Here is a 10,245-nt window from a genome sequence, read left to right as displayed (position 1 = left end):
AACCGCGTAAATTACTAGGTGCTTTTTTAAACTGTCCACTTTATAGGTCACAGTTCAGTGACTGAGAGGAAGGGTTTTTTTATGGTTGTATTTTCTTTTTTTATTTTTTAGGGAAGACTTCTATTAGATGATTAAAAAGGAGGTCTCCGTTTTGACATTAGTCCGACTAGGTTATGTAGCGATGAGCATGCATTTGGAAAATTGTTCTCCTTCCCAGACCATGACCTATTCCCAGTTCTCCAAAATAAAGGATCGCGAAGCAGCCATCCGCAAGCTCGAACGGATAGCAAACTCCAATTTAGAAAACTGCCTGCGTTTGCTGAGGCATAATGTTGCTCACGACATCTCTTTTTTTCGGCTTTCGTCTAAAATCATCCCACTTGCCAATCATCCTGAACTGCCACGTTGGGATTATCTAACACCATTAAAGGCACAGCTTGCCGAAATAGCTGCCTTTCTTCACAACCATCCTGACATGAGGGTTGATTTCCATCCCGATCATTTCGTTTTATTGAATACAACGGATGCAGAGACGTTAAAAATGTCGGTGAAAACATTGCGAATGCACAGGGGTTTATTGAAAGGAATGGGAATCAAACCGGAACACCGGTGCGTACTGCATGTGGGAGGAGGCTATGGTGACCATGAAAAAGCATTAGAACAGTTCATCCATAATTGGGGCCTGATCCCAGAGACTATTCAACAGATGGTGATGCTCGAAAATGATGATACCACCTTCACTTTATCCGAAACATTATATTTGTGTGAAAAACTCGGTATCCCGTTGGTTTTTGATTATCACCATTATCTAGCACATCATCCGGAAACTGAAAGCTGGGAAACTCAGTGGGATCGTGTCATAGAATCATGGTCACATGTGAAAATACCGCCGAAGATGCATATTTCGAGTCCCCGTTCAAAGAAGGAATTCCGTGCCCATGCACAACACGTTGACAGTGTCATGTTCCTCGACTTTTTACAACACGTCAAAGGGAGCGTTCCGCAAATTGACTGCATGATTGAAGCGAAACAAAAAGACGATGCTCTATTCCAGTTAATGGAACAGCTGCGAACGTATAAGGAAATCGAAGTGATAGATGGCGGAAGCTTTTTTATACATTGATTTAAATGCTAATACTTGTAAATACTGTTAAAAAGAAATTGAGTTTAATAGAATAATTCGGTTTTATTAGGGGTAATCCATTTTGGAGCCTCTTTTTTTGCTTATTTGCATCGGTGGTACTACTTAGGTATAGAGGTTTCTCCAAGTCGAACTATATCGAATAGCGACATAGTAACTACTTAGGTATACTGACTTTATTTCGCTGCTACATCGTGATCCGATGTAACGAAATAAAAAGGTATTAAAAAGGCTGACGCATAAGCGTCAGCCAGGACAAGGCTCTTATTTATCAAATTGAAAATCAGGTTCACCATATTTATCATTCAGATACACGGAAAGATCATGTCCATCAAAAAACCACAGATCGTCTTCTTCGATATAAAAAGTAATGCCGTTTTTTTCAGTGGTTGTAGCAGGATTAAAGGGAGCCTCATTGTCAATACCTAACGAGAAACCGCTTTGGATTTTACTGGAACCGCCATATCGGGCATAGAATCGAACATGATCACCGGGATGCAAGTTCATTTCATCTAGATACCATGATACTGCTTCATCGGAAATAGTTAGATTCATAAAAAATCTCCTTCTTTCTTAAGCGATACTAATAGTATAAAGGATTACATAATAAGAAGCGATGAATCAGTTTGGAGCTAGCAGGAATTACAAACATTCTGTTGAATTGTTATTGATATAGATCTATACCTAAATGATAAACTATTCATTATTAAGATATTGTGACGTAAATCACTATAATTTAATAAGATATAGAGAAGGAGGCTATGTTGCGCAAAACTGAGCTTCTTAAAGGAACTACTGAAATGATTTTATTATCACTCCTCAAGGAAAATGATATGTATGGGTATGAGCTGACAGAATTGTTGAGGCAAGTAAGCAATGATTATCTTCAGTTAAAAGAAGGAACGTTATATCCGGCATTGAAGAAACTCGAAGAAAAAGAATTGGTGAAAAGCTATTGGAAGGATTCCTTTGAGGGACCCCGCAGGAAATACTACTACATAACAAAATCAGGCTTTCAAGAATTAGAGGATTATGTGATCCAATGGAAGGATTTCCAGGTCATCATCCAAAACATAATCGAATATAGAAGATGAGAAGCATGGGTTTGAAAACGAAAAGCTACCATTTATTATCGACATGGTAGCTTTTCGTTTTATTCAGGTTTTTTCGTTTCTTCGTTTTTTTGAATCTCAGCCAGTTTGGCGAGCAAGATATGCTGAGGCATATGCATGATTTGTTCGAGTGGCATTTTTAAAGATTTTGATAGTTTTTGGGCCGTTTTCGGTGATATTTGTAAAGGGCGCATTTGTTTCTCCTTAAAAGAATATTATTTAAAACGTTGAAGAACAGTTCCTTTACCAGCTTCAACTTCTACCTCTGCATAAGCCCCATTGATGAACGTAATTTGTGGAGGTAAATGCCCACAATCGATATCATAGATAATAGGTATCTGAAGCTCATCCGAAAGGTCTTGATACACATCTTCCTTTGTGTAGTTACTTTCAGGGATATTGGCCTCACTGCGGCCGAACATAATGCCTGAACACCCGTCAAACCAGCCTGCTAATTTCATTTGGACGAGTGATCTGCGCAAATCAGTGGTAGATAGATCACAATTCTCTAAATACCATAAAATCGGTTCCCCATTGATAACCTGTTCTCTGAATTGTTTTACGTTTCCATAGGGTGTGCCGATTAAATGTCTGATTACGTCAATGCATCCGCCAAGTAAGCGGCCTTTAATCTTTTCACTTTTTCCCGAAACGGTTTTCCAAAAAGTTGTCTCGGTCAAGTTAAACACATATGGTGATGGATTATCGTGTTGCCATTCCTTTTGATATTTCTCTGAAGAATGTTGGATGACTGATTCCCCGATTGTTGTGGTAAGGACAGTTTCCCACTTGGCCGTTGTATTATCGGAAAATTCACCCCTGAGATCAACGAAATTTGTTCCATGAGCCGTTGCCAAACCAGTCTTCAGTATGATGGCCAGTAACAGAACACTTGTGTCAGAATAACCGAGAATCCATTTTTTATTGATCTTATCGAAGTTTACGTGTTCGATCATTTCTATTAACAATTGCCCGCCCCATGGAGGGATGATGAGATTTATATCATCGTTCAGCATCATTTCATTAAATTCTTCGGCACGCTTTGCAGCGGAAGCGGACTTTGCCTTGTCTTGGGTCCAAACCGTCTCACCGCAAACGACGCCATATCCTTCTCTTTCCATGCGCTTGCATGCAATTTTAAACATGTCGTGTAATTCTTCCTGGACACCTGAAGAAGGTGCTGTTACCCCTATGGTTGCCCCTGGTTTTAAAATCGGATAGTTAATCATAGAGATCCCCCTTATTATAATTAAGTTTACATCTTCCAAAACTAAAGTTAAATGATTAAAAAGGAAGGTCGTAAAGGATACGGCATAAATACAATCGGATGCTGTTTTTCCAGGCCGGTTTATTTGCATTCAAATACAGGGATTGTTATTTTATATAGAAGGTTAATGTTCATGAAGTTTCGATACTAAAATAATGACAAAGGAGGGGCAGCCTAATGTTTGATATGACAGCCGCGGCATATGATAAAATTCATTCGATCATTGAAGATGAGCAAAAAAAGGGCGAAAACCTGTATTTGCGCGTCTCGATGGGCATTGGCTGAGGCGGCCCTCAGCTAAAGCTTTCTCTGGAAGAGAAGCCACTCCAAGAAGATCAAGTTGTTTCAATTAAGGATATTAATGTCCTGATCCATAAGCGTGATGAACCTTATTTTAATAATGCGTCACTTGATATAAGTGAAGACAAATTCGGTCATAAAAAATTTGTATTGAATAAGGAGTAAGGAAAAACCGGGCTTAACATGAGCCCGGTTTTTCTTATAGCCATTTTATTTTCGGTTCGGTCTTGTCGATTATCCGTCTAATATTTGCCCTATGCCTGTAAAAAATGAAGATGGCAAGTACAGAAATCACAATAATCAGTGGGTCCTTAGGGCTGGTTAGTAATGTGTAGATTACAGCGACTACAGCGACAATCATAGAAGATAACGATACATATTTTGTTAGATATAAGGAAATAAAGAAGATGATGACGACAAGCAAGAATAAGAATGGCGTATACGCCAGCAAGATTCCGCCTGATGTTGCAACTGCCTTTCCGCCTTTGAAACCGGCAAAGACCGGGTACATATGTCCGACTACTGCGACTACACCCGCTAACAGTTGATGGACCTCAGCTCCAGTTCCTAACATGAGCGGCAGCAACGTGGCCAGCGTCCCTTTTAGGATATCCATCGCGGTCACGACTAAGCCCGCTTTAACGCCTAGCGTCCGGAATGTGTTGGTACCGCCAAGGTTTTTGCTGCCATGCTCGCGGATATCGGTATTGTAAAAAAGCTTGCCAATAATTAATCCTGAAGGGATCGAGCCAATCAAATACGCCAGCAGGATGGTAATAACCGTCATAATCATAAGAATTGCCCTTTCTTATATAAGTTATGTAAATCTGAAAATTTCAGTTTAAAATAAAAGAAGAGTGCTGCTTGAAGAAATGCTACCTTATTTTATCACGTAAATGAGAAAAAACCATTCCCTTTCTGTCATTTTTTTGAGACAGCAAACGATCTTCATAGAATTTTTCATTTTCATAGCAAGAACTCATGAAGTGAATAGAAAAGGACTGTTGTACTAAAACGTTATTTCTTTTTTTCGATTTTATTCCCGTCAATGGGGTATGTATATAAAATAAGCAGTTATATAGCATGAATGCGGAATGATTTGCTAATATGGGAGACAAGAGGTTGCTGCTGCAAATTCTAAAAAGGGAGATGTTACTTATGGCTATAGAAAATCCAAGCCGTGAAGAAATCGGCGCTATTTTGAAAAAAGCAAAGCGGATCGCCGTTGTCGGCCTTTCCGATAATCCTGAACGAACGTCCCATATGATTGCTAAAGCGATGCAGGACAACGGTTATGAAATCATACCGGTTAACCCATCTGTAGACGAAGTACTTGGTGTTAAGGCGGTATCTTCCTTGAAGGAAATTGAAGGGCATGTCGATATCGTCAACGTGTTCAGACGTTCTGAATATTTGCCGGAGATCGCAAAGGAATTCGATGAGATCGATTCCGATATTTTCTGGGCGCAGCTTGGCGTGGCCAACGAAGAAGCGTACCAGTTCCTCAAAGAAAAGGGATATACGGTCGTCATGGACCGCTGCATTAAAGTAGAACACGCGATGACTAAATAAGTAGCTTAAAAGGCTCGCCAATCGGCGAGTTTTCTTTATTTTGGAAAGAAATAAACCCGATGTAAGCAGAATGCACTTGAAAAGAGCCGGAAATACAAACGAGTACTGCTTTTAGCTGAATTTAAAAAACGATTTGCCAAATAAAAAAATATCGCTACAATTAGTCATATACACAAAAAAGCTTTAACTGCGCGATTCATACATAAACCTTAAAGCTTAAGAACGAACGTTTGTTCTTTTTGTACAAATCATTTATAGTTATGTTATAAAGGGTTAGTACTTATTAAAGATGAGAGTCATTTCATGCAGTATGATATGGCCCGGAAATTGTGTTGCAAGGAAAGGGGAATTTCTGTGGCAAGAAACATTAATTCATTTGATTACAACGATGATGCGATTCAAGTACTTGAGGGACTTGAAGCCGTAAGAAAACGTCCGGGGATGTATATTGGTAGCACCGATGCCCGGGGACTGCATCATCTTGTTTATGAAATTGTTGATAACTCGGTTGACGAAGCTTTGGCTGGTCACGGTGATCATATAATTGTCAAAATCCATAAAGATGATAGCATCAGTGTAACAGACAAAGGCCGGGGGATGCCGACTGGAATGCATAAGCTTGGCAAGCCGACTCCTGAAGTAATTCTGACCATCCTCCATGCCGGCGGAAAGTTTGGCCAGGGCGGTTATAAAACGAGCGGAGGCTTGCATGGTGTTGGTGCTTCTGTCGTTAATGCCCTGTCAGAGTGGCTCGTTGTGACGATCAAACGGGACGGTTTTGTCTATGAACAAAGATTCCAGGATGGCGGGAAGCCTGTAACAACATTGGAAAAGCTCGGGAAAACCAATCAGTCCGGCACGAAGATTCACTTCAAACCGGATCCATCGATTTTTTCGACGACGACCTACAATTATGAAACATTAAGTGAAAGGTTAAGAGAGTCTGCGTTCCTTCTAAAAGGAATGAAGATTGAATTAATAGATGAGCGGCACGATGAGCATGATGTCTTTCATTTTGAAAATGGCATCGAAGCATTTGTGCAGTATTTGAATGAAGAAAAAGATTCGCTTCATACCGTTGTCAGCTTTGAAGGACAGCAAAATGACATTGAAGTCGACCTAGCTTTTCAATTCAACGACGGCTATTCGGAGAATGTACTGAGCTTTGTCAATAATGTCAGAACAAAGGATGGCGGCACGCATGAGGTCGGTACGAAGACAGCGATGACTCGTGCGTTTAACGATTATGCGAGAAAAGGCGGCCTTTTAAAGGAAAAGGATAAAAACCTGGAAGGATCAGACATTCGTGAAGGCTTGTCTGCGATTATATCGGTGAGAATCCCGGAGGAATTACTTCAATTCGAAGGTCAAACGAAAAGCAAGCTTGGGACAAGTGAGGCACGGTCTGCCGTTGATTCCATCGTCTCAGAACATCTTGCTTATTTTTTTGAAGAAAATCCCGAAACGGGAACACTGTTAGTCAAAAAATCGATCAAAGCATTCCAGGCTCGCGAAGCGGCAAGAAAAGCCCGTGAGGATGCGAGAGGCGGCAAAAAACGGAAGAAATCCGATGCCATTCTATCCGGTAAATTGACACCGGCGCAATCAAGGAATCCGCAGAAAAATGAATTGTATCTCGTGGAAGGTGATTCCGCGGGCGGATCGGCCAAGCAGGGACGCGACCGCCGCTTCCAGGCCGTACTGCCGTTGCGTGGTAAGGTAATCAATACGGAGAAAGCAAAGCTTCAGGATATTTTTAAAAATGAAGAAATCAATACGATCATCCATGCCATCGGCGCAGGAGTCGGTCCCGAATTTAACGTAGAAGACATGAATTACGATAAAGTCATTATCATGACCGATGCGGATACGGATGGCGCCCATATTCAGGTATTATTGCTCACTTTCTTTTATCGGTACATGAAACCACTGTTTGAAGCAGGAAAAGTGTATATTGCCCTTCCTCCTTTATATAAGGTGAGCAAAGGTGCTGGAAAAAAAGAAGTCATCGAGTATTCCTGGAGTGACGATGAGCTAAAAGATGCCCTGGAAAAGGTCGGCAAAGGGTATATGATCCAGCGCTACAAAGGCTTGGGAGAAATGAATGCAGACCAGCTCTGGGAAACTACGATGAATCCTGAGACAAGAACACTGATCCGTGTCAAAATTGATGACGGAGCCCGTGCCGAACGACGCGTGACAACGCTCATGGGTGATAAAGTCGAACCACGCCGTAAATGGATTGAATCAAATGTTGCGTTTGGTCTCGAAGAAGAATCGAATATTTTAGATAATGAAAATATGTCGGTTGCACAGGAGGTCAAATAATTTATGTCTGCAAGTGAGAAATTTCATGATTTGCCTTTAGAAGAGGTAATTGGCGACCGCTTTGGACGCTATAGCAAATATATTATCCAGGATCGTGCCCTTCCCGATGCCCGGGACGGACTGAAGCCCGTGCAAAGACGTATTTTATACGCGATGCATGTGGAAGGTAACACAAACGATAAAGGATACCGAAAAGCTGCAAAAACAGTAGGGAATGTCATTGGTAACTATCACCCGCATGGAGATTCTTCCGTGTATGAGGCGATGGTGCGGATGAGCCAGGACTGGAAGCTACGGAATGTCATGATCCAAATGCACGGTAATAACGGAAGCGTCGACGGGGATCCACCGGCTGCGATGCGTTATACCGAAGCGAGACTTTCCGCGATTGCATCGGAATTACTGCGTGATATCGATAAAAGAACGGTCGATTTTGTGCCAAACTTTGATGATACTTCAAACGAACCAGTTGTTCTTCCAGCGATGTATCCGAATTTGCTTGTTAATGGCTCTACCGGTATTTCTGCTGGTTATGCAACCGATATTCCTCCGCATCAATTAGGAGAAGTGATTGATGCGGCCATTATGCGGATTGAAAAGCCGGATGTGACCGTTGATGAATTGATGACGGTCATTAAAGGGCCCGATTTTCCGACAGGCGGCATTATCCAGGGCATAGAAGGCATCAAAAAGGCTTATGAAACCGGAAAAGGGAAAATCATCATCCGAGGTAAAGCGGAAGTGGAAGAAATCCGCGGCGGCAAGCAGCAAATCGTCATCACCGAAATTCCTTTTGAGGTGAACAAAGCCAATCTGGTGAAAAAAATAGACGAGTTCCGTATTGACCGTAAGATGGAAGGCATTGCAGAGGTTCGGGATGAAACAGACCGGACTGGCATGCGGATCGTCATTGAACTGAAAAAAGAAGCAGACGCAAACGGTGTATTGAATTATTTATATAAAAATACCGATTTGCAGGTGGCTTATAATTTCAATATGATCGCGATTTATAAAAAGCGGCCGACGTTAATGAGTCTTCCGAAAATGCTCGATGCTTACATCGGTCACCGTAAGGAAGTCATCACCAACCGTTCGCGCTATGAATTACAAAAAGCGCATGACCGTGCCCATATCGTAGACGGGCTGATGAAGGCTTTGTCGATTCTGGACGAGGTTATCGCAACGATCCGTTCATCTAATGATAAACGGGACGCCAAGGATAACTTGATTGCGAAGTTCGATTTTACCGAGCCGCAGGCTGAGGCGATCGTTTCTTTGCAGCTATACCGCTTAACGAATACCGATATTACGGCTCTGCAGGCTGAAGCTGAGGAGTTAAAAAACAAGATTGCCGAGCTGACTGCCATCCTTGAAAGCGAGAAGGTTCTCCTGCAAGTCATTAAAAAAGAGCTGAAGCAAGTTAAAAAAGAATATAACGATGTACGACGCTCTAAAATTGAAAATGAGATTGAGGAAATCAAGATTAATCTTGAAGTGCTTATCGCAAGCGAAGATGTGATGGTGACGGTTACGAAGCAAGGCTATGTCAAACGCACATCGCTCCGTTCCTATGCGGCATCCGGCGGACTTGATTTTGGCATGAAGGACAGCGACCGCCTGCTGCAAAAGTTCGAAACCAACACAACCGATGTTATTTTACTATTCACCAACAAAGGAAATTATTTATATTGCCCGGTGCATCAGCTTCCCGACATCCGCTGGAAAGAAACGGGCCAGCATATTGCAAACATTATCCCGATCGAACGTGATGAGCAAATTGTCAAAGTCATTCCTATCAAGGATTTTGCACTGCCAAACTATTTACTGTTTATCACAAAACAAGGGATGGCAAAGAAAACCGAGCTGTCCGCTTACAAAGCACAGCGCTATTCCAAGTCGCTTGTTGCGCTTAACTTAAAAGGCGGCGATGAGCTAGTGGACGTCCATTTGACAGATGGACACAGTGAAGTGTTCCTTATAACTAACTACGGATACGCCCTATGGTTCAGTGAAGAGGAAGTAAGTATCGTCGGTGCCCGTGCTGCCGGCGTCAAAGGTATTAACTTAAAAGAAGGCGATTATGTTGTAGGCGGTAAGGTACTCGATAAGCAGAAAGCGGAAGCCATCGTGATAGTGACCCAGCGCGGAGCCATTAAGAAAATGAAGCTTACCGAGTTTGAAAAAGCAAGCCGCGCCAAACGTGGTGTTGTCGTATTGCGAGAGTTAAAGTCGAACCCGCATCGGGTCATCGGCTTTGAAACGGCTGTGATGACCGATTCCATTTTCATTGAATCGGAAAAGGGAACAGTCGAAACCGTCCATGTTTCTTCTCTTAAATTTACTGATCGTTATACGAACGGATCGTTCATCCTCGATGATAGCGAAAGTGGGAAAGCAAAGGGCATTTGGAAAATCAGCGTCGAAGAAGAAAGCGACACTCAAGAATCATAATTATTTATTTTTTGGGCCAAATCCTTGGATTTGGTCTTTTTTCTTTTGATGCTTTTTTTGATTTTCTACCTGCT

9 protein-coding genes are annotated in these 10,245 nt (G+C 41.9%); 5 read left to right on the top strand and 4 right to left on the bottom strand.

Annotation, left to right across the window (positions count from 1 at the left end):
• Nucleotides 1–151 precede the first annotated feature (151 nt).
• Nucleotides 152–1,123, top strand: a complete 972-nt coding sequence (gene uvsE, locus D0463_RS04430) for a UV DNA damage repair endonuclease UvsE (RefSeq protein ID WP_117305536.1) — start codon at nucleotides 152–154, stop codon at nucleotides 1,121–1,123.
• A gap of 282 nt (nucleotides 1,124–1,405) precedes the next feature.
• On the opposite strand, the gene D0463_RS04425 is transcribed toward uvsE, so the two are convergent.
• Nucleotides 1,406–1,696, bottom strand: a complete 291-nt coding sequence (locus tag D0463_RS04425; protein ID WP_117305534.1) for a HesB/YadR/YfhF family protein — start codon at nucleotides 1,694–1,696, stop codon at nucleotides 1,406–1,408.
• Nucleotides 1,697–1,905: 209 nt separating this feature from the next.
• Between D0463_RS04425 and D0463_RS04420 the strand changes: the two genes are divergently transcribed.
• Nucleotides 1,906–2,235, top strand: a complete 330-nt coding sequence (locus D0463_RS04420) for a PadR family transcriptional regulator (protein ID WP_254052708.1) — start codon at nucleotides 1,906–1,908, stop codon at nucleotides 2,233–2,235.
• A 59-nt stretch (nucleotides 2,236–2,294) separates the two neighbouring features.
• On the opposite strand, the gene D0463_RS04415 is transcribed toward D0463_RS04420, so the two are convergent.
• The 3 genes from D0463_RS04415 to plsY all read right to left on the bottom strand — a co-directional run bounded on the left by D0463_RS04415 (nucleotide 2,295) and on the right by plsY (nucleotide 4,613).
• Complete coding sequence (locus tag D0463_RS04415) at nucleotides 2,295–2,447, bottom strand: YycC family protein (RefSeq protein WP_117305532.1); 153 nt, start codon at nucleotides 2,445–2,447, stop codon at nucleotides 2,295–2,297.
• Between the two features lie 21 nt (nucleotides 2,448–2,468).
• Entirely contained in the window at nucleotides 2,469–3,482 is a 1,014-nt protein-coding gene (locus tag D0463_RS04410; RefSeq protein WP_117305529.1) for a S66 family peptidase, read from the bottom strand.
• A 537-nt stretch (nucleotides 3,483–4,019) separates the two neighbouring features.
• Nucleotides 4,020–4,613, bottom strand: a complete 594-nt coding sequence (plsY, locus tag D0463_RS04405; RefSeq protein ID WP_117305527.1) for a glycerol-3-phosphate 1-O-acyltransferase PlsY — start codon at nucleotides 4,611–4,613, stop codon at nucleotides 4,020–4,022.
• Between the two features lie 365 nt (nucleotides 4,614–4,978).
• On the opposite strand from plsY, the gene D0463_RS04400 reads away from it, so the two are divergent.
• The 3 genes from D0463_RS04400 to parC all read left to right on the top strand — a co-directional run bounded on the left by D0463_RS04400 (nucleotide 4,979) and on the right by parC (nucleotide 10,171).
• Nucleotides 4,979–5,392: a CoA-binding protein gene (locus tag D0463_RS04400; RefSeq protein ID WP_117305542.1), complete on the top strand. Its 414-nt coding sequence runs from the start codon at nucleotides 4,979–4,981 to the stop codon at nucleotides 5,390–5,392.
• Nucleotides 5,393–5,758: 366 nt separating this feature from the next.
• Nucleotides 5,759–7,720, top strand: coding sequence for a DNA topoisomerase IV subunit B (gene parE / locus D0463_RS04395; RefSeq protein WP_483295713.1), 1,962 nt, complete (start codon nucleotides 5,759–5,761; stop codon nucleotides 7,718–7,720).
• A 3-nt stretch (nucleotides 7,721–7,723) separates the two neighbouring features.
• On the top strand, nucleotides 7,724–10,171 hold the full coding sequence (gene parC, locus D0463_RS04390) for a DNA topoisomerase IV subunit A (RefSeq protein ID WP_117305524.1): 2,448 nt from the start codon (nucleotides 7,724–7,726) through the stop codon (nucleotides 10,169–10,171).
• Nucleotides 10,172–10,245 lie beyond the last annotated feature (74 nt).

Source organism: Bacillus sp. V59.32b, from assembly GCF_003429085.1.
GTDB lineage: Bacteria > Bacillota > Bacilli > Bacillales > DSM-1321 > Peribacillus.
Note: the sequence above shows the minus strand (reverse complement) of the source record. Positions and strands in the feature narration are given on the sequence as shown.